The sequence below is a fragment of the Novosphingobium sp. 1529 genome (genome assembly GCF_040544855.1).
GTDB lineage: Bacteria > Pseudomonadota > Alphaproteobacteria > Sphingomonadales > Sphingomonadaceae > Novosphingobium > Novosphingobium capsulatum.
Genome location: NZ_JBEPKW010000006.1, coordinates 164,463 through 189,221, shown reverse-complemented (window position 1 = coordinate 189,221; position 24,759 = coordinate 164,463). Strand labels below are relative to the sequence as shown.

Here is a 24,759-nt window from a genome sequence, read left to right as displayed (position 1 = left end):
CCCGGTTGGATTTTCGGGCATTGCTTTTGCGCACGATATGTGATCACAGGATACAGGTAAAGCCTTTCATCACGGGGAAACGACAATGGCACGCGATGGCTCACCCAAAGGCATGCCCGGCGGACGGCTGACGCGGCGCGCCTTCGTGCAGACCGGCTCGGCCACGGCGGCCGCCGCGCTGGCCACACCCGCCGTTGCCGCCCCGGCCAAGCCTGCCTCCCCCACCGCCGCCCTGCCCGTGCATCCTGGCGAACCGGGGGGTTACTATCCGCCGCTGCGCACCGGCCTGCGCGGGTCGCATGCAGGTTCGTTCGAAGTGGCCCATGCCCTGCGCGATGGCCAGGCAGTGGGCCAGGCGCTGGCCGGCCCGGCGCACGAAAGCTATGACCTGGTCGTCGTCGGCGGCGGGATCAGCGGCCTGTCTGCGGCGCTGTTCTACCGTGATCGCAACCCGGCCGCGCGCATCCTCATCCTCGAAAACCACGATGATTTCGGCGGCCATGCCAAGCGCAACGAATTTCGCGTGCGCGGCCATACCCTGCTGATGAACGGCGGCACCGCCGGCATCGAAAGCCCCACGCCCTACAGCAAGGTGGCCGATGGCCTGCTGCGCCGCCTGGGGATCGACGTGCCCGCGCTGGCCAAGGCCTATGGCGGCGATACCGAGGTGGAGGAAGGCACCTTTGCCGGGCTCAAGCTGGGCCGCGCCGCTTTCTTCGACAAGGAAAGCTTTGGCAGCGACGCGCTGGTGCGCCTGCCCGATGATGTGCCACTGGCCGATGCCCTGGCCAAGTCGCCGCTTTCGGCCACGGCGCGCAGCCAGATCGCCGCGCTGGAGGCTGGCGCCACCGATCCGCTCGGCACCATGGCGATGGACCAGCGCAAGGATTACCTCGCCACCATCAGCTATCGCGACTACCTGATGAAGCATGGCGGCCTGGGCGAAGAAGCCATGCTGTTCTACCAGAACCGCCCGCTCGGCTGGTGGTGCGTGGGCGCGGATGGGATCAGCGCGCTCGATGCCTGGGGCACCAGCTTCTTCCCCGGCTTCAAGGGCCTCAAGCTCGATCCCGGCGGCACGATGCGCATGGGCTATACCCCGCGCGGCTTTGCCAGCACCGGCGGCAGCTATGATTTCCATTTTCCCGACGGCAACGCCACGATCGCCCGCCGCCTGGTCGCCCAGTTGATCCCCGGCTTCATGGCGCCGGGCCTTACCGTGGAACAGTCGATCCTGGCCCCCACCGACTATGCCGCGCTCGACCGGCCAGACAACGCGGTGCGCCTGCGCCTCTCCAGCATCGTCGTCCACGCCGTCAACCGCGCCCAGGCCGGGGCCGACGTGGTCTATTCCCACGCCGGCAAGGTGCACAAGGTGGCCGCGCGCCACGTGGTCATGGCCTGCTACAACATGATCATCCCCTACCTCGTGCCCAGCCTGCCCGCCGCGCAGAAGGAAGCGCTGCACGAACTGGTCAAGGAACCGCTGGTCTATGTCAGCGTCGCACTCGACAACTGGCGCGCCTTTGCCAAGGCCGGGCTTTCCGGCATCCAGTTTCCCCAGGCCTGGTTCCAGAACGCCGGACTGGACAAGGCCGTGCCGATCGGCGGCTATGCCGGCCCCAAATCACCCGACGATCCCATCGTCCTGCACATGACCGGCATTCCCCACCAGCCCGGCCTGCCCGAACACGACCAGAGCCGCGCCGGCCGCATGGAACTGCTCGGCACCGACCTCGCCACCTACGAAACCCGCGTCCGCGACCTCCTCACCCGCGCGCTCGGCCCCTATGGCTTTGACGCAGACAAGGATATCGCCGCGATCACGGTGAACCGCTGGCCACACGGCTATGCCCCGGAATACAACGCCTTGTGGGACAAGCACCAAGACGACGACCCCCAAGCCCCCAACAAGATCGCCCGCCAGCGCTTCGGCGCGATCACCATCGCCAACTCCGACAGCGGCCGCGCCGCCTATACCGACAGCGCCATCGACCAGGCCTGGCGCGCGGTGGGGGAATTGCTGGGATAAAGGGCGACGCGCAAAGCCCCCTCCTCTTCAGAGGAGGGGGTTGGAGGTGGTGCGAGGCGTGGCAAGAGGCTTGAAGAAAAGGAAAAACGCAGGGGCCATCGCCCCTGCACCCCGTTAGTTTTGCGGAGCGCTTGCAAACGTGGGAGACCTATCACGCCGTTCTTTGATCCAGTTCCACCACGGTAGCAGTCGCGCCATATCGTCGCGGAACGGGAACGGCTTGCGATCAGGGTTTCCAGGTCTAACTTCTTGATGACTGCTAGAAAGTGCCCAGCCGTGACGGTGCTCGTCCACTGCCTTGGAAATTGCATTGGCGAAAGAATCCTCGGTTGCTGTAGCTAAGGTGCTTTCAAGGTCAGTGCTGGCGCAAAACAGAATCGGCAGGCGATCTTCTTCAATGATTTCAGCATCCCTTTCAGCAGCCATCTGAGTTGCCGCCGCTAGAACATCTTGAATGAGGGCGTTAGCCATCAACAACCAGCTATCGAGGGTCAAGACCAGCCCCGTTACGTTGTTAGCCAACGACACACCGGTTAATCCGCGACGACAATGCGAGAAGTAGCGCCACAGCTGGAACACCGCCTTGATCAGATCGTCATAGCCCCGCACGGAAAGCGGGTTATCGGCGTAGCGCGCCTCGACCGACATTCGTGTGGCCTTGCATTCAATCGCTAGTCGCAGCCGCCGACCATCCGTCCAAAGAATGTCGGGGGTTTTGAACTCCTCCTTGCGAACCCGGTAGGTGTGTTCCGACTGCCAGTTGATGCCTGGCAACGATGCTTGCAGGTAGCGCAAGGAATAGTCCTCAAACCTCCGTCCGTATTCTTCCCGGACTTTCCGGCCAGCGCCTACGATGTCGTAGAACACGCCAGCGGTGACCCTTTCGAGGATCAGCTGCGGCAACGGAGAGCGAATACGCTCATTTTGCGCCCCGAAACTGATGCAGGGGAATTGGCGCAAGACGCTCGGTTGATGGGCGATGGACTGAAACCGGCGGTGAATCCCGGAAGCCTTCTGGCGTGTGTCCACCACTGGCGAGCACAAAAGACGCAGCGCGCGCTCGAATTTCTCACTGGTTAGTGGAATCGACGCCCAGTCAAAACTGCGCATAAAAATCGGGTATTCCCAGAAGTATGTGTGTAAAACGAAGCCGATCAGGGAAAACTCGTTGATGGTGAGCCCATGGGTAGCCTCAAAGTAATCGGCACTGGCACCTTGCCCGTAGATGAAAGTCGACCGGTAAAACTGGGGGATGTTGAACCAGCCACGCTGCCAGTCAAACTGGCGAGCGGAGATGCGCGGCATCTCCTCCAGCACGTTCTTTCGTTTTAGCCGCACTCCAGCGTCGGCATTTTCAAGCCGCCTCAATACGCGTACCATATCCTGCAACGCATCGTAACGTGAGCAATCGAGTTCACGCCATTGTCCCTTGATACGCCGCTTTCGTTTTGGGACGATCAGCAATTCGTTGACCAACGTCTCCAGCTCCCATTTGTAAATAGTGAGCTTTGAGGTCATTTCTGTCGTCACAGCCTCAGGCGGGACGTTTCTGAGGTATCGGCGTGCCGCGTCAGGCTGATCTGTCTGAATTGCGTTAGCAGCCCAAATTAGCTGCATCGCGGCCTCGTCCGGGGCCAATTCGAGGTAGCGATTCAGCTTCTTCCGGTAAATTTCTCGCACACATACCTCGGGCTGAGATAACCGCATTGGGAGTGAGAGCTTCGGTTATTAGGAAATAGTATCATGTAACGCTCGTTTTGCGACGCCGCTTGTCTCACCGCGAAGGTCTGAAATTAGGACACTCGGCCGACTGCTCCCATTGGGATGCTGAATCGGCAGCTTTTGTCTAAGGCAGTGTTTCCTGGTCGATATCCCTCACCGCCCCTTCTTCGTCACACTCGCCGTAAAGTCCGGGTCCTTGTTCGCCACCCAGTCCACGAACTTGCGGATCGGCGGGTGGGCGAGCAGCACATCGACGTCGAGGCCGGCGCGTTGCAGTTCGGAATTGGTGAAGTTGGCGATCAAGGTCTGCTGGCAGATGCCGTGCATCGGCACCACGTCGCGGCCGCCGCGGCTTTTGGGCACGGGGTGGTGCCACACGATGGTGGTGCCGGTGGGCCGGCCGCACAGCCAGCAGGGAACGGGCGGCGGGGCTTCGTCTGCGGCCGCTTCGGGTTCGTCGTCCGTCCAGCCGCCGCGCTTGGCGTGTTTTCTTGCCATTACAGGTTCAGCCGTTCCCAATCCTGCATCAGATCGGCGCAATCGCCGATATCGCCGGCGATGGCATCGTGCAGTCCCTGCGCATCGCCCTTGGCGATCGCCTTGGCCGCGGCCTGGTGGTGATCGACCATCGCCGCCGTGCCATAGCGGCCATAGACCACGCGCATGAACGGGCCGAACTGCATCCACAGGCTTTCGATCATGCGGTTGGCCAGCGGCATCGGCGCGGCGCCATAGATCAGCGAGTGGAAGCGGAAGTTCGATTCCATGTAGGCGTTCACGTCACCCTCGCCCAGCGCCGCGTCGGTCGCCTCGTCGGCGGCGCGAATGTCGCGCAGGCGCTCGGCGCTGATGTGCGGCAGCGCGGCCACGGCGGCCACCGGTTCGAGCAGGGTGCGCAGGCGCATGATCTCGTCAAAGCGTTCCAGCGTCATCTTGGGCACCATGACCGCGCGCTTGGAGCGGATATCCACGGCCCCTTCGGCGGCGATGCGGCTGAGCGCATCGCGCACCGGCATCTGGCTCACGCCCAGTTGCTGCGCCAGACCGCGCGTGGAAATGCCCACGCCCGGCGCGATCTTGCCGGTGATCAGGCGATAGCGCAGGTCTTCATAGACCTGTTCGCGCAGCGACGAAGTCGCTTCGCCCTCGTCAGCCTGGGCCACCGCCACCTTGGCCGCGCGGGCCGCCCGCGCGATGGGCGCCTTGGCCGCTGCCACCTTGGCAGCGCCGGTTTTTGCGGCGGATTTGGCCGCGCTCTTGGCCACTGCCTTGGCCGGGCTCTTGGCCGTGCCGGCGCCGTTTTTCATGCCTGTCTGTTCCAAATGAACCTGTCTGCCGTGATCTTGGGCCATGCCCGTTCAATTGCCCACCGTGATGAACCTTTTGCACGCCAAGGCCAAGGCTTTTCGTTTGACGGCCCGATCGGGCAACCGTATCTGTGATCTTAGAATCCATCAGGACCGTTTCATGACCACCGTTCGCAATCACGATATCGCCACCCTGCGCCAGCTTGACATGGCGCACCATCTGCCCGCGCAATCCAGCTATGCCCTGCAACAGCAACTGGGCGGCAGCCGTGTGATCACGCACGCCAGGGGATGCACGATCACCGATGGCGAAGGGCACAGCCTGCTCGATGGCATGGCCGGGTTGTGGTGCGTCAACGTGGGCTATGGCCGCGAGGAACTGGCCGAAGTGGCACGCACGCAGATGCTGGAGCTGCCGTTCTACAACACCTTCTTCCGCACCGCCACGCCGCCCCCGATCGAGCTGGCTGCGCGCTTGGCCGGCCTGCTCGGCGGCAACCTGCAGCATGTGTTCTTCAACAACAGCGGATCGGAATCCAACGATACGGTGTTCCGCCTGGTGCGCACCTATTGGGCGCTCAAGGGGCAACCCCAGCGCACCGTGTTCATCAGCCGGCGCAATGCCTATCACGGCTCCACCGTCGCCTCGGCCAGCCTGGGCGGCATGGATTTCATGCACGTGCAGGGCGGCATGCCGATCCCCGGCGTGGAACACGTGATGCAGCCCTATCATTTCGGTGAAGGCTTTGGCGAAGACCCCGAAAGCTTTGCCGCCCGCGCCGCTGCCGCGATCGAGGAACGCATCCTGGCGGTCGGCCCGGAAAACGTTGCCGCGTTCATCGGCGAACCGGTGCAGGGCGCGGGCGGCGTGATCATTCCCCCGCCCACCTACTGGCAACGGGTGGAGGCGATCTGCCGCAAGTATGGCATCCTGCTGGTGTCTGACGAGGTGATCTGCGGCTTTGGCCGGCTGGGCGCCTGGTTCGGCTTCCAGCATTTCGGCTTCACCCCCGATATTGTCTCGATGGCCAAGGGGCTGTCATCGGGCTACCTGCCGATTTCGGCCACCGGCGTCAGTCGCGAGATCGTCGAGACGCTACGCGCTTCGGGCGAAGAGTTCACCCATGGCTACACCTATTCCGGCCATCCGGTCTGCGCCGCTGTCGCGCTGCGCAATCTCGATATCATCGAGCGCGAAGACCTGGTCGGCCGCACCGCGCGCGACACGGGCCCCTACCTTGCCGCCGCGCTGGCAGAGCGGCTGGCCCCGCACCCGCTGGTGGGCGAGGCGCGCTCGCTCGGCCTGATCGGCGCGGTAGAGATCGTGGCGGAAAAGGGCACCAACCGGCGCCATGGCAAGGGCGGGCAAGCCGCGCCGGTCGTGCGCGACCATTGCATCGCGCGCGGGCTGATGGTGCGCGCCGTGCGCGACACCATCGTGATGAGCCCGCCGCTGGTGATCAGCCATGCCGAGATCGACCAGCTAGTGGACACTATCAAGGCCGCGCTCGACGCCGCGCAAGCCGAACTGGCCACGCTCTGAACCGCACAACGCCGGCTGCGCTTGCGCTCAGCCGGCCATGCCCAGCACGATATCGCGCAGCGCGGCGGGTGCATCAGCCATGACGAAATGGCCGCCGCCGACCTCGTGGTATTCCCAGGTAGGATCGGCGCGCGCTGCCTCGGCAAAGCGGGCAAACGGCGTGGGCTGCCACCCGGTGGCGAAGATATAGCTGCGCCGCGGCACCTTGGCCTCTTCCCCGGTCAGTTGCACCGCTTCAACCAGCGTCAGCAGCGGATGCGGTGTCAGGCGCGGATCGGCAAAGCCGGGCAGCGGGGCGATCGCGCCAGGGCTGTGCTTCTGCCCATCGATATAATGGGCATGTTCCCATTCGCCGGTCAGATCCCACAGCGACTGGCCATCGCCCGGCACGAAGGCATCGACATAGACCAGCGCATCGATCCGCGCGCCCAGCCGCGCCGCCACGCCGGTGATGACCATACCGCCATAGCTGTGCCCGACCAGCACGAAGCGATCGCAGCCGGCCCGCGCCACTTCGTTTTCCACATGGGCAATATGGTCACGCAGCGAAATGCCGGGATGGAACCGGGCGGCATCAGCCCCCAGCCCCGGCAGGTCGACCGCCACCACGCGGTGGCCGGCGGCGCGCAGTTCGCCCGCCAGCCGATCATAACACCAGGCGCCGCACCAGGCGCCATGCACCAGTACATAGTCGGTCATGATCGGCGCCTTTCAGGCGGGATGGCGGCGGCGATAGTCCTCGATCCACTCAACGGTCTTGGCGAGGCCACCGAACGGATAGAAATGCAGCCGCACGCGGCCATGCTGCGGCCCCAGGCCACTGGCAAAGGCATCGACCAGCTTGTCTGGCCCGGCGCTGCCGAGCAGATTGCCCAGCGAAATGCCGTACTTCTTCATCACGCTGGCCGAGGCACCCACGCCACAGCGGGCGGCAAAGCCCAGCAGGCGCTTGATCCCGGCCGGGCCCGGCACGCCAATCCGTACCGGCGCATCGATGCCGCGCGCGCGCAGCTTTTCCAGCCAGACCAGGAAGGAATCGGCATCGAACCCGAACTGGGTGACGATCAGCGGCGCCATGCCGCGCGCCGTGATTTCGGCCACCTTCTTGTCCAGCACGGCCCAGCATTCCGCCTCGGTCATGTTGGGGTGGCCATCGGGGTGGCCGCCGATGCCGATCGCGGTGATCCCGGCGCGTTCGAACGCGCCAGTGGCGATCAGCGCAGAGCTGTCGAAAAACGGCCCCTGCGGCTCTGCCGGGTCACCGGCCACGATGAAGCAGCGGCGCACGCCAGCCTGTTCCACCACGGCCTTCAGATAGGCTTCGAATTCGGGCACATCGATGATCCGCCGCGCCGAAAAATGCGGCATCGGTTCAAAGCCCAGCTCGCGCACGGCCACGGTGGCGGCAATGCGGGCCTGGGCTTCCTCGCCCGGCAGATAGGTGACGGCAACGGGCGTTTCAGGGGGGATCAGAGGCGCCGCCTCGCGCAGGGACGCAATGTCCTTGGCGGTCATTTCCAGCGAATACCCATCGGTAATCCCGGCGGGTTCCTTGTCCCAATTGGGATGAATCTGTGCGTATGCCATCCTCTGATCCCTCGCCCATTCGTGTTGTTATGCTTGGGGTAGTGCCCCTCCCCGCCAAGCGGCAGGGAGAGAGCTGTGACGAGGTCCGGTCGCCATTGTGGCCAGACCGAGCCGAGAATGGTGCTGTTTCGGGAGCCGGAGCGCAGCGTACTTTAGGTACGTGAGCACCGGAAGCGCGAAACAGTGCCGTTCGCAGGCCGGTATGGGCGCAATGGCGGCTGGGCCTCAGCGACCGGTGCGCCAGCCTTCTGCATAGGCTTCGCGGGCCACGCGGCTGTACGGCACGGGCGATACGATCGCGCGCACTTCCAGCTGCTTGTGCGGTTCAACGGTGGTCTTCTTGGTGCCGCCGTTTTCTTCGCCCCACACCACGCGCACTTCGGTGCCGACCGGGATTTCCGGATCGATCGTGGCGAGGCTCAGCGCCTGCTTTTCGTTGTAGGAATAGCCGGTGAACATCGACAGGCCCACGGTCTTGCCGCCGGCATCGACCACGCGGTCATAGTTCGACGAGGCATAGTTGGCGAGCGGCACGTCGAAGAACTTGTACTGGTCACCATCGGGGTTGAACAGCGAAGCCATGATCTTGGCCATGTCTTCGGGATGCCAGGCCAGCGTGACCTTCTTGCGCTGGTCAGCCGGGTTCAGCGCCTGCAGCGCTTCCTTCCCGTGGAACTCGTGGTCGAACTTCACGAACGAGCCATAGCCCAGTTCCCACGGGTTGAGGTAATAGTCCTCGATGTTGTCCGACACGAACGAACCGCCGATCGAGCCGGTGGCTTCATAGCTGTCGGCACCGAGCCATTCGCGGAAACCCTTGAGCTTTTCGCCGGTGTAGATGGCGGGCAGCGGCGAGGGAATCCAGCCCGATTCCAGCGTGTTCGACGGATAGGCGCGGCTGCCGCACGCGATCAGGCCGAATTCCTTGCCGGCTTCGAGAATGGCGGCGCGGATTTCGTCCTGCTCTTCATAGGGGCCCCAGATTTCCAGGCCCGGCGCGCCCGACATGCCGTGGCGCAGCGTGCGCACGGTCTTGCCGGCGATGTTCATCGTGCTCATGTTGAAGAACTTGAGCTGTTCCAGCGGGCCGCCGTGCAGCTTTTCGATCACGGCCCAGGCATTGGGGCCCTGGATCTGGAAGCGCCATTCCTTGCGCTTGGCCGGCTTGCCCATCAGGCGCATGGGCGAGCGGTCGTCCAGCTCGATTTCCACGTCATAGCCACCGGTGGCGGCGTGATAGCGCAGCCAGTTCGAAGCCGGCGCGCGGCCGACATAGGTGAAGCTTTCTTCTTCTTCCCAGAAGATGATGCCGTCACCAATCACGTGGCCATAGGGGGTGGTGGGCACATACTGCTTGGCCTTGTTCACCGCCCAGCCCTTGGGGCTGTTGATCATGGTGTCGGACAGCAGCTTGAGCGCGTCCTTGCCGCGAATGTAGAGGTTCACCATGTGGTGCGACTGGTCGAACAGCACCGCCGAGTGCTGCCATGCCCACTGCTCCGAACGCCAGTTGGAAAATTCCGGTGCTACCACCGGATAGACATAGGCACCCAGCTGCGAGTTGCGCAGCATGCCGACGATGTCGCCATTTTGCTGCAGCAGCTGGTCAAGGTTGGTCGCGGCCATGCAATCTTCTCCCGACTAAAAATGCTTGGTTGAAATTTGTATGCAACACATACAATATCAAATCAGATTCGCAATGGCAAAATCGACAGGCCGGCGCGAGACAACGACGGGAGAGACACTGACCATGGCCGCACCGCTGATTCTCACCATTTCCTGCACCGACGTGCCGGGAATCGTTGCCCGCGTATCGGGCACCCTGTTCGAACAAGGCGCCAACGTGCTGGAGGCGCAGCAGTTCGACGACCTTGAATCCGGGCGCTTTTTCATGCGCGTGGTGTTCGATCCGGGCGAAAAGAGCGCGCAAATGCTGCGCGATGCCCTCACCCCGGTGGCGCAGCAATATGGCATGGACTGGAACCTGCGCGACACCGCGCAAAAGCGCCGCGTGGTGATGATGGTGTCCAAGTTCGACCACTGCCTGGGCGATCTGCTCTATCGCGCGCGAATCGGCGAGCTGCCGATGGAAGTGGTCGCCATCCTGGGCAACCATCCCAAGGAAGCGCTGTCGATCTCGCTGATCGGCGACATCCCCTATTACCACCTGCCGATCACCAAGGACACCAAGCCGCAGCAGGAAGCGGAAGTGAAGCGCATCGTCACCGAAACCGGCGCCGAGCTGGTCGTGCTGGCCCGCTACATGCAGATCCTGTCGGATGACCTGGCCAGGTTCCTGTCGGGCCGCTGCATCAACATCCACCACTCGTTCCTGCCCAGCTTCAAGGGCGCCAAGCCCTATCACCAGGCCCACGCGCGCGGTGTGAAGATGATCGGCGCGACGGGGCATTATGTGACGGCAGACCTCGACGAAGGCCCGATCATCCATCAGGATGTGGAAACCGTGACTCATGCCGATCGGCCAGATGATCTGGTGCGCAAGGGCCGCGATATCGAACGCCGCGTGCTGGCCGAAGCCGTGCGGCTGCACCTGGAAGACCGCGCGCTGCTCAACGGCAACAAGACGGTCGTGTTCAAAAGCTGACGGGAAAGGAAGCAAGATGCAGGTCAACGCCCTCGATCATGTGAACATCATCACCGACCGCCTGGGCGAAACCTGCGCTTTTTACGTCGCGCTGCTCGGGCTTGAGCAGCGCGACGCGCCCCCGCCCTTGACCCCGAAAAACGCGCAGTGGCTCTATGACAAGGGCGGGCGGGCCGTGCTGCACATCAACAGCACCGATTGCCCGCGCACCTATGACCGCGCAGTGGAGCCGGGCCGGGTGACTGGCGCGATCCACCATGTCGCGCTCAACTGTTCCGGGCATGACACCGTCAGCGCGCGGATCGCGGCCATGGGGCTGGAGGCCAAGACCAACTTCGTGGCAGCGATCGGCCTGCGCCAGATTTTCGTGGCCGATCCCAACAACGTGCTGCTGGAATTGAACTTCTTCGCCGATTAATCCTCCCCATGTTGGGGAGGGGGACCAGCCGCAGGCTGGTGGAGGGGCGTTTCTACCTTGAACGCCGCTTCAGGTGGCCAATCCCCATCACCACGCTTCGCGCGGTCCCCCTCCCCGACACGGGGAGGATCAGATCGCCGCTTCGAGCGCGTCGGCCAGGGCCTCTGGCATCGACAGGTAGGGGCTGTGGTCCGCCTCCAGCGTGATGACCTGCGCACCGGGCGACATGGCGATCATGCGGCGCTGGCTGTCGATCGGGATCGTGCGATCCTGCGTGCATTCCACATAAGTGCGCGGCTTGCTGCCCCAACGCTCGGGCGTGACGACGATCTTCTGCCGGCGGGGCTCGCTTGGCTCGGCCATCAGGCGGGGCAGAACGGCGGCCACCGCGTCAGGCGGGGAAAGCTGGGCAAACACATCGCCTGCCCCGTCGAGTGGATCGATCACCGTGGCAATGCTGCCATGCAGGGGCTTGATGATCGCCTCGAACGGCGCATTGGGGCCAACGATCTCCTTGAATTCCGCGCGCGACAGGCCAGCGGGCAGCATCATCGCGCAGATATAGGCCAGGCTGTCCATCGCCTCGGGATGGCGTTCGGCCGCCGTGCTCACCACCAGCCCGCCACGGCTGTGCCCGCCCAGAACCACCGGCGCGCCACCCAGCCGGGCCTTGAGATCGGCGCAATGCTGCGCGGCAAAATCGCCCCAGTCCTCCAGTGTCACCGCCGCCATTTCCTCGGCCGTGCCCCCCATACCGGGCAGCGTCGGCGCCACCACGGTATGCCCACGCGCGGCCAGGATCGCGGCCACGGTGTCAAAGCACCAGCCACCATGCCACGATCCATGGATCAGAACGAAACCGGCCATTTTCCTGCAATCCTCTCTTAACGCGCGTGCCCGGTCCAGGTGCGCAGGCCGGGCGCGGTGCGATCTTCGCCCGCCAGCGCGGCGGCCACGGCGGGCCGTGCAGTCATGCGATCACGCCAGGCCACCAGGCGCGGCGCGCGCACGGCGATATCCAGTTCGGGGAACATACGCTCCACCATCATCCCGCAATGGGCATAAAAGTTGATGTCGGCAAGGGTATAGCTGTCCCCGGCGAGCCAGGCGGTTTGCCCCAGCTGGCGTTCCACCTTGTCCACCGCATAGGTGATCTTGTCCAGGGCATGGGCCAGGTCGCTTTCGGAAAAGCCCGATCGCGCCGTCGCCCATTTCTTGCGCTGGTCGGGCAGCGGGATGTTTTCCAGCAGCTTTTCGAATTCGCCGTTCTCGATGTTGCGTGCAATGATCCCAACCATGCGGTGCCAGCCATGCATCGACACGTGGTTCATCACATGCTCGTCAACAAACTTGTTCCAATAGCGCATCCGCGCCGCGTCCACGGGGTCGCGCGGTCGCAACGGGCCATCGGCCGGCTGGGCATCGGGGAAGGCATCCTCCAGGTATTCGTTGATCACGGTGGTGTGCGTGATGATCGTGCCATCGTGATCGAGCACGGGCACCTGTCCTTCGGGATTGATCGCGGTGAACCACGGCTGGTGCTGCTCGAACTTGTGCAGATCGACATAGCGACTGGTATAGCCCAGACCCTTTTCCTTGAGCGGAATCATCGATTTGAGCGAGTTCGCCACGGGTTCGGCGTGGTAATAGGTCAAGGCCATGGTCGCACTCCGTTACAGCGACAGGGTTCCCAAAAGGCCGCCATCCACGGCCCAGCTTTGCGCGGTGACATGGGCTGCGGCATCTGACAGCAGAAAGGCGGCGACCTGCGCCAGTTCATCGGCACTGCCGGTGCGGCCCTGCGGCACGCGGGCGGCCATCGCCGTCGCGGCATCGGGTGGCAGGGCATCGAGCATCGGGGTTTCGATGAAGCCGGGCACCACGCAATTGCAGCGCACGCCGAACGGCGCCAGTTCCAGCGCGACCGCGCGCGACAGGCCCAGCACCGCGTGCTTTGACGCGACATAGCCCGCGTTCATCGCCATGCCGCGCTCGCTCGCCAGGCTGCCGGTCACCAGGATCGCGCCGCGCCGGCGCTGCTTCATCGCTGGAACGACATGGGCAATAGCGTGGAACACCGCCGTGACATTGACCGCCATGACCGCCGCAAACGCCGCGTCGCCATAGTCTTCCACTGCGGCAAACGTGCCGCCGATGCCGGCGTTGCAGAACAGGCCGTCGATGGCGCCGCGCGCAGCCACACCCGCGTCCAGCGCCGCCAGCAATTGCGGCTTGTCAGCTACGTCTGCCACTGCCCATCCGGCCGCGCCGCCCAGTTCTGCCACCGCCTCTTCCAGCAAGGCGGCGCGCCTGGCAATCAGGGTTACCGTGCCGCCGCCGGCCACCACGCGCTGCGACGTCGCGCGGCCGATCCCGCTGGAAGCCCCGGTGATCACCACATGGCGGCCGGCGAAATCCGTCATGCCCGCCCGCCTGCGATGAACGCGGCCCAGACCTGCGCCTCGGGCCGGTCAGACCCTTCTGGCGTCCATTGCCGGGCCATCAGCGCGCGCGCCTGCCCCTCGCCCATGCCGGCCACGTCGCAGTGCCAGCGATAGAAGAACGCCGCCACCCGCCAATTCATGATGCAATGCACGTGCACCGGGCGCGGCGTTGCATCGAGTGCGGCACAGAACGCGGCGAAATGCCCGTCATCGGGCGCATCGAACGGCACGGGGATATGGGTATAGCCGATGCCCGCCGCCGCCAGCCGCGCGCCCTCTTCGGGAAGGGCTTCGGGATGGGTTTCCAGCGCCAGGTTGATCACATGGGCCACGCCCAGCCCGGCCAGCCGCGCCACGTCGCGCGGCTCCAGCCGGCCCGACGTGGTGATATCGCCCCCCAGCCGCTGCCAGGCGCGGATATCGGCCGGATCGGCGGTCATTCCAGGCCCAGCAACCGCACGGCGTTGTCCTTCATGATGCCCGGCAGCACGTCGTCGCGAAAGCCGACCTGGCGCGCGGCATCGAGCCACTTGTCGGGTCGGATCAGCGGGAAATCGCTGCCGAACAGCATCTTCTTGCGCAGCTGCGTATTGGCATACTGGATGATCTGCGGCTGGAAATACTTGGGGCTCCAGCCCGACAGGTCGATGAACACGTTGTCCTTGTGCAGCGCCATCGACAGGCTTTCATCCACCCACGGCCACGAGGGATGCGCCAGGATGATCTTCATGTCGGGAAAATCCACCGCCACATCATCGACCAGCATCGGCTGCCCGTATTTCAGGCGGATGCCCCCGCCGCCGCGCATGCCGGTGCCCATGCCGGAATGCCCGGTGTGGAAGATCGCCGGCAGCTTGTAGTGGTTGATCACCTCATAGATGGCATAGCCGACCTGCTCGGCCGGATGGATGTTCTGGCAGATATGGTGGAACTTGAAGCCCTTGACGCCATAGTTCTCGATCAGGTCCCGCGCTTCTCGCGCGCCGTACTTGCCCTTGTGCGGATCGATCGAGGCAAAGGGGATGCACACGTCATCGTTCTGCGCGGCAAATTCGGCGATTTCATAGTTCGACACGCGCTTGGCGCCGATGCCGCTCTCGCAGTCCACCGTGAACAGGCAGAACGCAATGTTCTGGTCGCGATAGATCTGCGCGATCTCGGGCATCTTGGGCCGCTCGCGCGGCGCCTTGAAATAGCTCGATGCCGCATCGAAAAACTTGCCCATCACCGGATCTTCGGGATCGTGGCACGAAACTTCGGCATGCACGTGCACGTCGATGGCGGTGATCTTGGACAGGTCTATGGGCATCAATGCAGTCCTTGCGATGTGCGCCTCATCTTTCGTCACCCCGGACTTGATCCGGGGTCCCGCTTGGCACCTAAACCGGCACTGCGGAACGAAGAAGCGGGACCCCGGGTCGAGCCCGGGGTGACGAAGAGAAAAAGGCGCGCTTTAAATCAGCGCCTTACAGCTGAATGATCACGGTCTTGGTTTCGAGATAGGCCTCCACGCCCTGGCGGCCCTGTTCGCGGCCCAGGCCCGATTCCTTGTAGCCGCCGAACGGCAGCGCGGTATCGATCATGGCGTGGCAATTGCCCCAGACGGTGCCCGATTTGATCTTGGCCGCCAGCTTGTGCATCGTCGCCACATCCTTGGTCCAGATGCCGGCGCCCAGGCCAAAGCAGGTGTCGTTGGCCATGCGCGCCACTTCATCCAGGTCTTCAAAGCGCTGCGCCACCACGACCGGGCCAAAGATTTCCTCGCGCACCACGCTCATCTGCGGGTTCACGTTGGCCAGGATCGTGGGGTTGACGTAATAGCCGCCATCGCTGGCCGGCACGTCGCCGCCCATCACCACGCTGGCACCATCGCGCTTGCCCGCTTCGATATAGCCCATCACCCGCTCGTGCTGTTCCTTGCTGACCAGCGGCCCCATGTGCGCCTCGGGATCGAGGCTGGGGCGCGGGCTCCAGAACGGGGCGGTGGCGGCCATGCCTTCGAGAACCTGATCGAACACCGACTTGTGCGCGAACAGGCGCGAGCCCGCCACACAGACCTGGCCCGAATTGAAGAAGATCGCACCCGCCGCGCCCGGCGCTGCCTGCGCCACGTCGACATCGGGCATCACCACCACCGGGCTCTTGCCGCCCAGTTCCAGCGTCACGCGCTTCATGCTGGCAGTGGCATTGCGGTTGATCAGCTTGCCGATCTCGGTCGATCCGGTGAAGGCCACCTTGTCGACATCGGGGTGCTTGACCATGCGATCACCAGCAGTGTGGCCATTGCCGGTGATGATGTTGATGACGCCGGCGGGGAAGCCGGCTTCCACCACCAGATCAGCGAGCTTGAGCGCAGTGAGCGAGGTCTGCTCGGCGGGCTTCAATACCAGGGTGCAGCCCGCCGCCAGGGCTGGCGCGATCTTGAGCGAAGCCATCAGCAGCGGGAAGTTCCACGGCACGATCTGCGCGCACACGCCCACCGGCTCGCGCACGGTATAGCTGAATACCTGCCCGCCGGGCATGGTATAGGGCTGCGTGGTTTCGCCCGAAATCTTGCTGGCCCAGCCGGCCATGAAGCGCAACTGGCTGATCGCACCGGGAATATCGATGGCGCCGGCCATGGTCTTGGGCTTGCCGTTGTCGATCGCTTCGAGTTCGGCAAAGAGATCGGCATTGGCTTCGAGCAGATCGGCCAGGCGGTTCATGGTGCGATCGCGCACCATCGGCGGCAGGCCAGACCAGCGGCCATCATCGAACGCGGCGCGCGCGGCAGCGACGGCGCGATCCACGTCCTTGTCCGATGCATCGACCACGTGGCCCACGATCTTGCCGCTCGAGGGGTCTTCCACGTCGATCACGGCATCGTGGCTGCTGTCCACCCATTCGTTGTTGATGAACAGCTGCGGCTTGCGCGCCAGAAAGGCCGACGCTTGCGGGGAATAGGCGCGCTGCTCGCGCGAAATCGTCGTCATCTCGTTCATGGCCGACTCCTCTCCATTATTTGTAATGTATCATAACAGTTTCACCGGGCCAAGCGCGCGTCAATTGCGCGCCGTGCCCTTGCCGATGCGCTGGCCGGTCTTGGCCTCCAGCGCCTTGTCCTGGTTGGCGCGCGCGATCAGGTACTGGCGGATCGCCTCGGCATCGTCGGCGGTCAGCACGCTCTTGAACGAGACCATTCCGGCCTCGTGCAGCGCGCCATCGAGCACGACCATCTTGATGCCCTCGGCCGAACCGATCGCACCCGAATGGCGCAGATCCGGGTTCACCCCACCGGCCACCGCAGCGTCGCCATGGCAGACGTTGCAATAGCGGCCATAGAGCATGCCGCCATGGGCGACCTGCTCGGGCGTGCCGGTCAGCGGCGGCGGATCGAGCGGGCCGGCATTGCTGGGTGGCGGCGGCGGCAATTGCCCCTTGGCGCCCAGCTTGAACACCATCAGGCGGCTGATGTTGCGCGATGCCCCACCCTTATGCGCGAGAATGCCGGTGGCCACGTCCCACACGCCGCCCCAGCCGACCATCACCGCCACATATTGCTCGCCGCCGATGGCATAGGTCATCGGCGCGGCAACGATGCCGCTCTGCGCCGGGAATGACCACAGCTTGTGGCCCTTGTCGGCGCTATAGGCGACGAACTGCCCCTGGGCATTGCCCTGGAACACGAGGTTGCCGGCGGTCGACAGGATGCCGCCGTTCCATGGCGAAACCTGGTCCACCCGCCAGGCCACCTTGCGATTGGCCACGTCCCAGGCGATCAGCGCGCCGGTCGTGCCGGCGAGCGCACCGGCCTGCACCTTGGGATCGGCCGGCATCGCGGTGGTATAGCCATCGATCCCAGTCTGGAAGCCCATGCCGCTGGGCTTCCAGTCCTTGGCCGCGAAATAGGGGAAGCCGGCGACGTTGGCCGGAATATACAAGAGGTTGGTCTTGGGGCTGAAGCTTTGCGGCTGCCACGAATGGGCCCCGCCCGCACCCGGCAGGCCTATGAACGGCTTGCCGGTCTTTTCATAGCGCGCCTCGGGGTTGATCGTCGGCCGGCCGGTCTTGGGATCGATCCCGGTGTTCCAGTTCACCGGCACGAAGGGCGTGGCCGAGAGGAACTGCCCGGTCTGCGCATCGAGCACATAGACATGGCCGTTCTTGGGCGCATGCAGCGCGACATGACGCGGCTTGCCGTCGATCGTCATGTCGGCCAGCGTGATCTGCGCGTCGGAATCGAAATCCCAGCGGTCCTCGGGCGTTTCCTGATAGTGCCAGGCATAGGCGCCGGTATCGGCATTCACCGCCACGATCGACGAGGTGTAGAGCGAATCCCCACTGCGCCCGGCGGGCGCCGGGTTCCACGGCTCGGCATTGCCGGTGCCGAACAGGATCAGGTTGGTCTTGGGATCATAGGTGATCGAATCCCACACCGTGCCGCCACCGCCCAGCGTCCACCAGTCGCCGGTCCAGGTCTTGGCGGCGGCTTCCATCGCCTTGTTCTCGAACCCGTCCTTGGGGTTGCCCGGCACGGTGTTGAACTTCCACACCTGCGCGCCGGTCTGCGCGTCATAAGCCGCGATATAGCCGCGCGCGCGGTATTCCCCGCCGCCCGAACCGATGACGATGCGCCCCTTCACCACGCGCGGCGCACCGGTGATGGCATAGTTCTTGGGATCGGGCACGACGACCTTGTCGAACACGACATGGCCGGTCTTCTGATCGAGTGCGATCAGCCGCCCATCCAGCGTGCCGACATAGATATTGTCGCCATAGAGCGCCGCCCCGCGGTTGACCGCGTCGCAGCAGGCCGAAACCAGGGTTTCGCGCGGCACCTTGGGATCGTATTGCCAGATCACCTTGCCGGTGCGCGCGTCATAGGCTTTGACCATCGACCAGGCGGTGGTGGTGTAGAGCACGCCATCGTGCATCAGCGGCGTGGCTTCCTGGCCGCGCGCGGTATCGAGATCGACCGACCAGGCCAGGCCCAGTTGCCCGACGTTGCCGGTGTTGATCTTGTCGAGCGGCGAGAAGCGCTGCTCGCCGTAATCGCGCCCGTAGCTGAGCCATTCATCCTGCGGGGCCGCGGCAATCAGGGCATCGGTCACCCCGCTTGTCGCCGCACCCGCCGGCGCATCACCCACCGCCTTGCCACACCCTGCCAGCGCCAGCGCCGCCAGCGATGCGAGGCCCAACCCAGCCACGAACCCGTTCCGCATCACTCTCTCCATGTCACGTCGTTCTTGCGCCTGATTTTTCAGGTCAGTTCACTGTGTTCAGTTCACCATGCGCTGGGCATTGCCCCAGTATTTCGTGCGCAGGGCCTTCTTGTCCATCTTGCCGGCCGCCGTGCGGGGAATGGCGTCGACAAACTCCACCGACTTGGGCGCCTTCACCCCGCCAAGGCGAGCCTTGGCAAAGCTGATGATGTCCGCCTCGCTCACCCCTTGGGCCACGACCACGGCATGCACCTGCTCGCCCCACTTTTCGTGCGGGATGCCAAACACGCAGGCCTCGCGCACCTGGGGCAGTTCGGTCACGGCCGCCTCGACTTCGGCGGTGAAGACGTTGAACCCGCCAGAGACCACCATGTCCTTCTTGCGATCGACGATATAGAGGTAGCCGTCAGCATCAAGCTTGCCCACGTCACCGGTGTGGTGCCAGCCGAACTTGCGGATCTCGGCGGTTTCCTCGGGCTTTTCGAAATAGCTGTGCGTCACCAGCGCGCCCCGCACGCAGATTTCGCCAGCCTCGCCCAAGGCGACCGGCTGCCCATCATCGTCGAGCAGCGCCACCTTGATCGAGCGGGTCGGCTTGCCGCAGGCGGCCAGCTTTTCGGGCGCCTCCTGGGCAAAGCGGGCCACGTCTTCGGGTGGGAACCAGGCCACGATCATCGGGCATTCCACCTGGCCATAGGCCTGGCACATGCACGGGCCAAAGATTTCCACCGCCTGGCGCAGCTTTTCGGGCGAGCAGGGCGACCCCACCAGGATGAAGATCTTCAGGCTCGAATAATCATGCGCGCCGATCTGCGGCGAGGCCATGAGCTGGTACAACGCCGTGGGCGGCAGGTACATGTGGGTGACCTTGTGCTCCTCGATCGCAGCGAGCACGGCTTCGGCATCGAAGCCGGGCAGGATCACCTGCGTCGCGCCCAGGCTGAGCGTGGACAGCGCGATCGGCCCGGCGGCGTGGGTGATCGGGGCAGACACCAGCGCCACAGGATCGGCGGTGCGCCCGCCCATGCCATCGGCCGCCGTCTCGATCATCGTGCCCCAACCCAGGTTGGTGACATTGGCACCCTTCGACGGGCCGGTAGTGCCACCGGTGGGAAAGATGCCGACCAGATCGAACAGGTTGCCGAATGCGTCGATCTCGGGCTCGACGAAATCCTGCGCGGTCACCCCGGCGATGAATTCCTCCAGGCTGGGATCATCGCCCATGCGCCGATCGAGGCAGACAAAATGCTGCATCACCGGGCACAGCGCCTTCAGCTGCGCCACTTCATCGGCCTTGCTGGAATGATAGACCAGCCACTTGCAGCGCACGTAGTTGATATAGGCCGCGTTGGCATCGATGGCATTGCGGGTGTTGACCGGGATCCACTTGCCATTGGCGCGCCACATCGCCAGCAGCACCACCAGGAGCATGCCATCGTTGGGGCCATAGAGGCCCAGCAGGTCCTGGTTTTCAAAGCCGTGGCGTTGCAGCGCGGCGGCGATCTGCTCGCTCAGTTCCTTGGTCTGGGCAAAGGTCAGCTTCAGGCCGGTTTGCGTATCGACAACTGCCAGCCGCGCGGGATCGCGGTCATGGCCCCGGTCGAAGTAATCAATCGCACGCATGGCTTCTCCTCATCCGCATATCGGCGGAACCGGGAAGCGCCAGGTTGGCGGGCAAAAACCACAGGCGAACACGCGGCTATGGCATCGACTCTCCCGATTCCGGTTACCCCGGTATTTGTTAGTGTTGCATACTAAATGCGGATTGCCGGCGGTCAAGCCGCCATCTGCGTGCGTTTCACGTTTGCTGCCTCAAAGGGCAGATCAACTCCGTGCTGCCATGCTCCAGCGGAACAGGTGCCGCTTGCCCGAAAGCGGCGCGGCCACCGCGCGCTCGGCCGTGGGGCGCAAACCCTGTCCGCGCGCGGCACCGCGCAGCATGACCCAGTCGCTCCACCCGGTCAGCCCTTCGACGCGCCCCTGGTCCAGCGTGGCCAGGCGGCGGCGCAGCGCCAGGGGGCCAAGCGCCAGATCATGGCGCGCGGCCAGTGGAAAGCCAGCGGCAAAAGCGCGGCTTTCTGCCACGCGGCTGTCAAACACCACCAGCGCGGGTGGCACCATGGCCTGGGCACCGGCCGGCAGGGCCACGCCGGCAGCCCCCAGCGCGCCGCTGCGCAGCAGCGTGCGGCGATCGAGCCTCACGCGCATCAGCCCGCCTTCCCCAGGTACTTTGCCACGGCATCGAGTTCGGCATCGGTGATATCGACGCGGGTCTGCGTAGGCATGGCGCCCTTACCGCCGCGCACCACGGCCTTGACGTAATCGGCGGTAAGATCGGTGCGGTTGGCCAGCAGGCCCTGGTCGGGTGTGCGGCCCATCATCATCTGCTGCTTGGTCACCAGGTTGGTGCCCATGCCCCCGGCCAAGTGGCAATAGCCGCAGTGTGCCTCGAACAGCACCTTGCCATTGCCGCCCGCGGCGGTGCGATCGCCCGCCGGATAGGCCGGGCGCAACTGATAGGGTGGCGGCGGCCCCGGCGGCGGCCCCATCGGCGCATGCGGCGCCCCGGCCTGCGCCAGCGCAACCGAGGCGCCCAGAACGATCGCCGCAACGGCGAGAATGGTGCGCGTCATGCCTTGCCTCCCTTGGTCACGCTATCCTGCGGCGCGGAATGGCGCTGCGCGGCATAGGCGGCGGGCCACACGCCCTGCTTGCCCGGGGCGATGATGCCGTTGGGATCGAGCGCGTTCTTCACCCGCTCGTCGAACCGGCGCAGCGCGTGGTTGTTGTAATCGAACGTGTCCATCACCGGGTCCATCCAGCCCAGGTGCGTGCGGTATTCGCCATAGCCAGCCTTGGCCGTCTCGCTGATCAGCGCGTTGAACAGCGCCTTCATGTTCGAAACCATCGCGGCATCGTCGCGATCGTACATCAGCATGTTGATGTTGTTGGCAAAGCGCCCGCCGATGGTGAAGCTGGCATAGAAATCCACGTCGTGATCGGCGATGATCTTGCGGCTGCGCTTCAACTGCCCCAGCACATGCTCGCTGCTCGCCGGCACCACCGGGGAAAAGCCCATGTGCGCGCCGCGCCCGCCGATCCAGTCAGACATCTGTAGCGGCACAGCCGAGGGCACGCCCATGGTGATCTCGTACTGGCCGATGGCGTCGCCCTGGCGCCACCAGTTTTCCTGCGGCGGCGCGGCCAGATGGCGCTTCATCGCCGCCTTGACGATCTCGGCCTTGGCCTTGATCACGCTTTCCTCGCCATAAAGGCGCAGCGCCACCTGCCAGTAGCCCAGCTTGTACTGCTTGAGCAGCTCGGCCACGCGCCATTCGGGGATGGCGCCGGGCTTGTCCCAGAAATCGTGGCGCTGGCCTTTCAATACCATCTTGCCCAGCCAGCTGGGGATGAACACGTTCTGCTCGATCAGCCCGGAAATCTTGAGCGGGGCGATGGTATCGACCACCCAGCCGATATCCCCCTCTTCGGGAATGTCGAAGATCAGCTCGAGCGAGGCTTCGGGCGCGGGTTGCAGCCACAGCCCGGCCTTGGTGACCACGCCCAGGTTCGACTGGGTGAACGCCAGGTCATAGGTCGGGCCATAGCTGAACGGAAACAGGTGCCAGGCCGGGTTGCCGGTCATCGCCCCCATGCCGGTGCGCAGCAGGTCGCCATCGGGCAGCACCACTTCCAGCCCGCACAGGTTGCGGGCATGGAGGCCATAGGGGGTATAGCCGATGCCGTGATCGAGCGCGTTGCCGATCACCGAGCCCCAGCCATTGCCCGGCACGCTCATCCACAAGGGGTGGTTGCCGCGCAGGATGGCATCGTGCAGGTCAAAGAACCCCACGCCCGGCTCCACCACGCAGGTCGCCAGCTTGGGATCGATATCGATGATCTTGTTCATGCGCCCCAGATCGAGCACGATCGACCCGGCCATGCGCGGCGCGGCCGTGCCATAGCCCAGGTTCTTGCCGCGCGCGACCGGCCACAGCGGGGTCTTGTGCTCGTTGGCGAGGCGCACGACCGCCCGCACTTCCTCCACATTGGCCGGCGCCACGGCGGCGCTGGCGGCCCATTGCTCGGCATCGCCGGGGGCATAGATATCGGAATAGGCGTCACGGTCGCTTTCGCTGGCCATGACCCAGTCCTTGCCCACCACGCCTTCATAGGCCTTGAGCGCGGCGGCAAAGCCCTGGGGGCTGACGCGGGGCGGCAGGTGCAGTTTCACCGGCAGATCTCTCCCATCATGGTCCCGCAACCGGGACTCATTTTCTAACAATTGTTATTGTTCTGCCTGTAATCCTGCGGTCGGTCAAGCCGCCATCACATGTTTTGTATCGCCAAGCCGCCCAGCCCCGGCTATCATCGCAGGCGGGGACCAGGACTTTGCAGCGAGCCAAGCACCTGGCATGAAGACCAAGCCTTTCGTCACCATCACTCTCGCCACGGCCGTGCTGGCCGGCACCACTGGCTGCAGCCAGCTGTCGCGGCTGTTCTCGCACGATGGCGATACGCCCGATATCGCCGGCACGCTCGATGCCGAGCCGTCCGGCGCCGGCAGCCAGGCCGGCATCTTCTCGGCGGCGACACCCGATGATCCCACCGCATTTCTCAAGGCCATGTTTGCCGACGATGGCCTTGGCGGGGCGGTTTCCACCGTGGGCGACCTGCGCCACCGCTATTTTTCCGAGGAAATGGCCGGCCTGCTGGCCGATACCACGCGCAGCACCGGCTCGTCGCTGGCCGGCAATCCGCTCTGCCTGTGCAACAACCCCACCGATCTGCAGCAGACCATCATGATCACCCATGCCGATGCCCACAAGGCCCTGGCCCACGTCACCGTGACCCGCAGTGGCGTGGCCGATGGCCCCACCGTGCACCTGGTGATCGCCATGGCCCGCAAGGAGGAAGGCTGGAAAATCACCGACATCCGCTATCCCGACGAAAACGTCGGGCTGCGCGATATCCTGGCCAAGGCCAACGCCCCGTCGCTTGATGTCAACGCGGCCTATTAGGTGGAATGGCCAATTCGAATGAGCGGTTTCGCCGACTTTCTGACGATAAGCAGCGTTCCGGACACGATGATATTGCGGACATTGGCTGTCCGTGCACCAACCGGGCGTAAGGCGCAGTAGGCGACACTGCTGCGGAGGGTAGAAAAGCCGACGCCGACTGCTACTGTTCGCGTAAGGGGGGCCAATGTTACCGAAGCGGACGGAATGGAAGAAATGGGGAGCGCTAAACCGAGCAACCTATTTGGCTCAGTTGCTTGCCCCAGTGTCACTCATTGTTACGAGCGTGTTCTCATATCTAAGCTGGCGCGAGGCGCGACATTCAAGCGAGTTGCAGCAGACCCTTTTCGCCGCACAGAACGGCCCGAGACTCACGCTCGCCAATGTGCGTGTGTCATCGACGGCCGGCAAAGACTCGGCGCCGGTGCTGCTTTTCGCGTTGAAGAACGAAGGTGAATCCGATGCGCAATCAGCATGCCTCGATTTGCTGGATAATGATCTTAGGCCATTGACCGCCAACTGCGAAAAGGAGGGGCCGTTTGGTGCTTGGTTCCTCGGTAAACAGGAAGTCTTCACGTACGCTCTTCCGATCTCTGCGAACATTGGCCGTCGGCTCGGCGTCACTCCGCGTGAATCACGGGTATTGAAGCAGGACCGGTCCGTCGTCCCATGCGCAGCGCACGAGGAAGGTCGCGTCATCATCGCGAGCTATCGATACTCGGACGTGCTGGGCACGAAGCGGCAGATGGTGGAGCAAGTCTTGTTGTGCGGCGATAAGCCCGCCCCCGAGGCCGGCTAGAAGGGCAACCAAACTCGCTGCTTCGCTTTTACCTGCTTTCTGACAAATGTTCGGGTTCTGGTCTGCGTGCCAGTTAGCGAGCT

23 protein-coding genes are annotated in these 24,759 nt (G+C 64.3%); 6 read left to right on the top strand and 17 right to left on the bottom strand.

Going from position 1 to position 24,759, the window contains the following annotated elements; genetic code table 11:
• Positions 1–85 precede the first annotated feature (85 nt).
• On the top strand, positions 86–2,032 hold the full coding sequence (locus tag ABIC78_RS13815) for an NAD(P)-binding protein (RefSeq protein WP_354490274.1): 1,947 nt from the start codon (positions 86–88) through the stop codon (positions 2,030–2,032).
• A 114-nt stretch (positions 2,033–2,146) separates the two neighbouring features.
• Here ABIC78_RS13815 and ABIC78_RS13810 read toward each other — a convergent pair whose 3' ends face one another.
• The 3 genes from ABIC78_RS13810 to ABIC78_RS13800 all read right to left on the bottom strand — a co-directional run bounded on the left by ABIC78_RS13810 (position 2,147) and on the right by ABIC78_RS13800 (position 5,061).
• Positions 2,147–3,550, bottom strand: coding sequence for a hypothetical protein (locus ABIC78_RS13810; RefSeq protein WP_354490272.1), 1,404 nt, complete (start codon positions 3,548–3,550; stop codon positions 2,147–2,149).
• Between the two features lie 357 nt (positions 3,551–3,907).
• The gene (locus ABIC78_RS13805; RefSeq protein ID WP_354490270.1) at positions 3,908–4,252 is read right to left on the bottom strand and encodes a hypothetical protein; all 345 of its coding nucleotides are present in this window, start codon (positions 4,250–4,252) and stop codon (positions 3,908–3,910) included.
• A complete protein-coding gene (locus tag ABIC78_RS13800) occupies positions 4,252–5,061 on the bottom strand; it encodes a GntR family transcriptional regulator (protein ID WP_022677634.1) in 810 nt (269 codons plus the stop codon). Before ABIC78_RS13800 ends, ABIC78_RS13805 begins: the two co-directional genes overlap by 1 nt.
• A 160-nt stretch (positions 5,062–5,221) precedes the next feature.
• On the opposite strand from ABIC78_RS13800, the gene ABIC78_RS13795 reads away from it, so the two are divergent.
• Positions 5,222–6,604, top strand: coding sequence for an aminotransferase (locus tag ABIC78_RS13795; protein WP_354490267.1), 1,383 nt, complete (start codon positions 5,222–5,224; stop codon positions 6,602–6,604).
• A gap of 27 nt (positions 6,605–6,631) precedes the next feature.
• On the opposite strand, the gene ABIC78_RS13790 is transcribed toward ABIC78_RS13795, so the two are convergent.
• The 3 genes from ABIC78_RS13790 to ligM form a co-directional block, all read right to left on the bottom strand.
• Positions 6,632–7,303 (bottom strand): alpha/beta fold hydrolase, encoded by a 672-nt coding sequence (locus ABIC78_RS13790; protein ID WP_354490265.1) that lies wholly within the window; start codon positions 7,301–7,303, stop codon positions 6,632–6,634.
• A 12-nt stretch (positions 7,304–7,315) separates the two neighbouring features.
• Positions 7,316–8,191, bottom strand: a complete 876-nt coding sequence (locus ABIC78_RS13785; RefSeq protein WP_054132650.1) for a methylenetetrahydrofolate reductase — start codon at positions 8,189–8,191, stop codon at positions 7,316–7,318.
• Positions 8,192–8,416: 225 nt separating this feature from the next.
• Complete coding sequence (gene ligM / locus ABIC78_RS13780; RefSeq protein ID WP_171793710.1) at positions 8,417–9,817, bottom strand: vanillate/3-O-methylgallate O-demethylase; 1,401 nt, start codon at positions 9,815–9,817, stop codon at positions 8,417–8,419.
• 124 nt (positions 9,818–9,941) lie between these two features.
• Here ligM and purU point away from each other — a divergent pair, with 124 nt between their 5' ends.
• Complete coding sequence (purU, locus tag ABIC78_RS13775) at positions 9,942–10,796, top strand: formyltetrahydrofolate deformylase (RefSeq protein ID WP_062787543.1); 855 nt, start codon at positions 9,942–9,944, stop codon at positions 10,794–10,796.
• Positions 10,797–10,812: 16 nt separating this feature from the next.
• Positions 10,813–11,214, top strand: a complete 402-nt coding sequence (locus ABIC78_RS13770) for a VOC family protein (RefSeq protein ID WP_022677627.1) — start codon at positions 10,813–10,815, stop codon at positions 11,212–11,214.
• 129 nt (positions 11,215–11,343) lie between these two features.
• On the opposite strand, the gene ABIC78_RS13765 is transcribed toward ABIC78_RS13770, so the two are convergent.
• The 11 genes from ABIC78_RS13765 to ABIC78_RS13715 form a co-directional block, all read right to left on the bottom strand.
• On the bottom strand, positions 11,344–12,081 hold the full coding sequence (locus ABIC78_RS13765; protein WP_022677626.1) for an alpha/beta fold hydrolase: 738 nt from the start codon (positions 12,079–12,081) through the stop codon (positions 11,344–11,346).
• A 17-nt stretch (positions 12,082–12,098) separates the two neighbouring features.
• Positions 12,099–12,875 (bottom strand): glutathione S-transferase family protein, encoded by a 777-nt coding sequence (locus ABIC78_RS13760; RefSeq protein ID WP_168352526.1) that lies wholly within the window; start codon positions 12,873–12,875, stop codon positions 12,099–12,101.
• A gap of 12 nt (positions 12,876–12,887) precedes the next feature.
• A complete protein-coding gene (locus ABIC78_RS13755; RefSeq protein ID WP_171799589.1) occupies positions 12,888–13,637 on the bottom strand; it encodes an SDR family NAD(P)-dependent oxidoreductase in 750 nt (249 codons plus the stop codon).
• Positions 13,634–14,098: a protein tyrosine phosphatase family protein gene (locus ABIC78_RS13750; protein ID WP_309806265.1), complete on the bottom strand. Its 465-nt coding sequence runs from the start codon at positions 14,096–14,098 to the stop codon at positions 13,634–13,636. The genes ABIC78_RS13755 and ABIC78_RS13750 overlap by 4 nt, the downstream gene beginning before the upstream one ends.
• Positions 14,095–14,967 (bottom strand): amidohydrolase family protein, encoded by an 873-nt coding sequence (locus ABIC78_RS13745; RefSeq protein ID WP_022677623.1) that lies wholly within the window; start codon positions 14,965–14,967, stop codon positions 14,095–14,097. Before ABIC78_RS13745 ends, ABIC78_RS13750 begins: the two co-directional genes overlap by 4 nt.
• A 157-nt stretch (positions 14,968–15,124) precedes the next feature.
• A complete protein-coding gene (locus ABIC78_RS13740; RefSeq protein WP_054132645.1) occupies positions 15,125–16,639 on the bottom strand; it encodes an aldehyde dehydrogenase family protein in 1,515 nt (504 codons plus the stop codon).
• Positions 16,640–16,699: 60 nt separating this feature from the next.
• Positions 16,700–18,859, bottom strand: coding sequence for a PQQ-dependent dehydrogenase, methanol/ethanol family (locus tag ABIC78_RS13735; RefSeq protein WP_354490260.1), 2,160 nt, complete (start codon positions 18,857–18,859; stop codon positions 16,700–16,702).
• 57 nt (positions 18,860–18,916) lie between these two features.
• Positions 18,917–20,482 carry an AMP-binding protein gene (locus tag ABIC78_RS13730; protein ID WP_354490258.1) on the bottom strand — a complete coding sequence of 522 codons (1,566 nt, stop codon included), beginning with the start codon at positions 20,480–20,482 and terminating at the stop codon, positions 18,917–18,919.
• A 201-nt stretch (positions 20,483–20,683) separates the two neighbouring features.
• The gene (locus ABIC78_RS13725; RefSeq protein WP_107716971.1) at positions 20,684–21,067 is read right to left on the bottom strand and encodes a hypothetical protein; all 384 of its coding nucleotides are present in this window, start codon (positions 21,065–21,067) and stop codon (positions 20,684–20,686) included.
• Complete coding sequence (locus tag ABIC78_RS13720; RefSeq protein ID WP_054132641.1) at positions 21,067–21,492, bottom strand: c-type cytochrome; 426 nt, start codon at positions 21,490–21,492, stop codon at positions 21,067–21,069. Before ABIC78_RS13720 ends, ABIC78_RS13725 begins: the two co-directional genes overlap by 1 nt.
• Positions 21,489–23,093, bottom strand: a complete 1,605-nt coding sequence (locus tag ABIC78_RS13715; RefSeq protein WP_054132640.1) for an FAD-binding oxidoreductase — start codon at positions 23,091–23,093, stop codon at positions 21,489–21,491. The genes ABIC78_RS13720 and ABIC78_RS13715 overlap by 4 nt, the downstream gene beginning before the upstream one ends.
• A 181-nt stretch (positions 23,094–23,274) precedes the next feature.
• On the opposite strand from ABIC78_RS13715, the gene ABIC78_RS13710 reads away from it, so the two are divergent.
• Together ABIC78_RS13710 and ABIC78_RS13705 are read left to right on the top strand one after the other, a co-directional pair.
• Positions 23,275–23,880 carry a hypothetical protein gene (locus ABIC78_RS13710; protein ID WP_354490255.1) on the top strand — a complete coding sequence of 202 codons (606 nt, stop codon included), beginning with the start codon at positions 23,275–23,277 and terminating at the stop codon, positions 23,878–23,880.
• Positions 23,881–24,208: 328 nt separating this feature from the next.
• Positions 24,209–24,676, top strand: coding sequence for a hypothetical protein (locus ABIC78_RS13705; protein ID WP_354490253.1), 468 nt, complete (start codon positions 24,209–24,211; stop codon positions 24,674–24,676).
• The last annotated feature ends 83 nt before the right edge of the window (positions 24,677–24,759 follow it).

What these genes read in the sequence shown, in the direction of transcription:
- ABIC78_RS13815 (WP_354490274.1), top strand. Translation starts at nt 86, where the DNA reads ATGGCACGCGATGGCTCACCCAAAGGCATGCCCGGCGGACGGCTGACG.
- ABIC78_RS13810 (WP_354490272.1), bottom strand. Translation starts at nt 3,550, where the DNA reads ATGACCTCAAAGCTCACTATTTACAAATGGGAGCTGGAGACGTTGGTC.
- ABIC78_RS13805 (WP_354490270.1), bottom strand. Translation starts at nt 4,252, where the DNA reads ATGGCAAGAAAACACGCCAAGCGCGGCGGCTGGACGGACGACGAACCC.
- ABIC78_RS13800 (WP_022677634.1), bottom strand. Translation starts at nt 5,061, where the DNA reads ATGAAAAACGGCGCCGGCACGGCCAAGAGCCCGGCCAAGGCAGTGGCC.
- ABIC78_RS13795 (WP_354490267.1), top strand. Translation starts at nt 5,222, where the DNA reads ATGACCACCGTTCGCAATCACGATATCGCCACCCTGCGCCAGCTTGAC.
- ABIC78_RS13790 (WP_354490265.1), bottom strand. Translation starts at nt 7,303, where the DNA reads ATGACCGACTATGTACTGGTGCATGGCGCCTGGTGCGGCGCCTGGTGT.
- ABIC78_RS13785 (WP_054132650.1), bottom strand. Translation starts at nt 8,191, where the DNA reads ATGGCATACGCACAGATTCATCCCAATTGGGACAAGGAACCCGCCGGG.
- ligM (WP_171793710.1), bottom strand. Translation starts at nt 9,817, where the DNA reads ATGGCCGCGACCAACCTTGACCAGCTGCTGCAGCAAAATGGCGACATC.
- purU (WP_062787543.1), top strand. Translation starts at nt 9,942, where the DNA reads ATGGCCGCACCGCTGATTCTCACCATTTCCTGCACCGACGTGCCGGGA.
- ABIC78_RS13770 (WP_022677627.1), top strand. Translation starts at nt 10,813, where the DNA reads ATGCAGGTCAACGCCCTCGATCATGTGAACATCATCACCGACCGCCTG.
- ABIC78_RS13765 (WP_022677626.1), bottom strand. Translation starts at nt 12,081, where the DNA reads ATGGCCGGTTTCGTTCTGATCCATGGATCGTGGCATGGTGGCTGGTGC.
- ABIC78_RS13760 (WP_168352526.1), bottom strand. Translation starts at nt 12,875, where the DNA reads ATGGCCTTGACCTATTACCACGCCGAACCCGTGGCGAACTCGCTCAAA.
- ABIC78_RS13755 (WP_171799589.1), bottom strand. Translation starts at nt 13,637, where the DNA reads ATGACGGATTTCGCCGGCCGCCATGTGGTGATCACCGGGGCTTCCAGC.
- ABIC78_RS13750 (WP_309806265.1), bottom strand. Translation starts at nt 14,098, where the DNA reads ATGACCGCCGATCCGGCCGATATCCGCGCCTGGCAGCGGCTGGGGGGC.
- ABIC78_RS13745 (WP_022677623.1), bottom strand. Translation starts at nt 14,967, where the DNA reads ATGCCCATAGACCTGTCCAAGATCACCGCCATCGACGTGCACGTGCAT.
- ABIC78_RS13740 (WP_054132645.1), bottom strand. Translation starts at nt 16,639, where the DNA reads ATGAACGAGATGACGACGATTTCGCGCGAGCAGCGCGCCTATTCCCCG.
- ABIC78_RS13735 (WP_354490260.1), bottom strand. Translation starts at nt 18,859, where the DNA reads ATGCGGAACGGGTTCGTGGCTGGGTTGGGCCTCGCATCGCTGGCGGCG.
- ABIC78_RS13730 (WP_354490258.1), bottom strand. Translation starts at nt 20,482, where the DNA reads ATGCGTGCGATTGATTACTTCGACCGGGGCCATGACCGCGATCCCGCG.
- ABIC78_RS13725 (WP_107716971.1), bottom strand. Translation starts at nt 21,067, where the DNA reads ATGCGCGTGAGGCTCGATCGCCGCACGCTGCTGCGCAGCGGCGCGCTG.
- ABIC78_RS13720 (WP_054132641.1), bottom strand. Translation starts at nt 21,492, where the DNA reads ATGACGCGCACCATTCTCGCCGTTGCGGCGATCGTTCTGGGCGCCTCG.
- ABIC78_RS13710 (WP_354490255.1), top strand. Translation starts at nt 23,275, where the DNA reads ATGAAGACCAAGCCTTTCGTCACCATCACTCTCGCCACGGCCGTGCTG.